This is a genomic window from Rhodococcus sp. Q1 (assembly GCF_004153645.1).
GTDB lineage: Bacteria > Actinomycetota > Actinomycetes > Mycobacteriales > Mycobacteriaceae > Rhodococcus > Rhodococcus gordoniae.
In genome coordinates this window covers 1-956 of record NZ_SDMJ01000022.1, presented here as the reverse complement: position 1 = coordinate 956, position 956 = coordinate 1, and the positions used below count along the sequence as shown (strand labels likewise).

Genomic DNA, 956 nt, shown 5'->3' with positions numbered 1-956 from the left:
CCCGCCCGGAGCGGCGTGGGCGTGGTCGTCGTGGTGTGTTGTTGCCGCAGTTGTTGGTGTCGGCGGTGGAGTCGGCCGGTGATGCGGTGGCGGTGGTGGAGGGTTCTCGGTCGTTGTCGTATCGGGAGCTCGATGCGGTGTCGTCGCGGTGGGCGCGGTGGTTGATCGGTCGTGGGGTGGGGCCGGGGGATGCGGTGGTGGTGGCGGTGCCGCGGTCGCTCGAGTCGGTGGTGGTGTTGTGGGCGGTGGCGAAGTCGGGGGCGACGTTCGTGCCGGTGGATCCGGGTTATCCGGCCGAGCGGGTGCAGTTCATGGTGGCCGATTCGGGTGCGGTGGTGGCGTTGACGGTGTCGTCGGTGGCGTCGGTGGTGGCCGGGGCGGCGGGGTCGGTGCCGGTGGTGGCGGTCGATGAGGTGTCGGTGGTGGCGCAGGTGCGGGGGTTGTCGTCGCGGCCGATCTCGTATGCGGATCGGGTGCGGTCGCTCGAGTCGTCGGATGCGGCGTGGATGATCTATACCTCGGGGTCGACGGGGCGGCCGAAGGGTGTGGTGGTCTCGCATGCGGGTGTCGGTGGGGTGATCGCGGCCGAGCGTGAGCATTTCGGGGTCGATTCCTCGTCGCGGGTGTTGCATGTGTGTTCGCCGAGTTTCGATGTGTCGTTGCTCGAGTTGGGGGTGGGGTTCTCGGCGGGGGCGACGGTGGTGGTGGCGCCGGCGGGGGTCGGTGGTGGTCCGGATCTGGCGGATGTGATTGCCGCGCAGTCGGTGTCGCATGTGTTCATGACGCCGGGTGCGTTGGGGTCGATGGATCCTGCCGGGTTGGATGCTCTGCGTGTGGTGGTGGTGGCGGGGGAGTCGTTCACTCCGGATCTGGTGCGGCGGTGGTCGGTGCCGGGTCGGCGGCGGTTCTTCAATGCTTATGGTCCGACGGAGACGACGATTCTGGCGACGTCGTCG

General features: G+C 68.9%; 1 protein-coding gene. It reads left to right on the top strand.

The window, feature by feature from the left end:
• Positions 1–35 precede the first annotated feature (35 nt).
• Positions 36–956, top strand: a 921-nt coding sequence (locus tag EQ874_RS22775) for an AMP-binding protein (RefSeq protein ID WP_347400882.1), incomplete at its 3' end; no start/stop codon positions are given.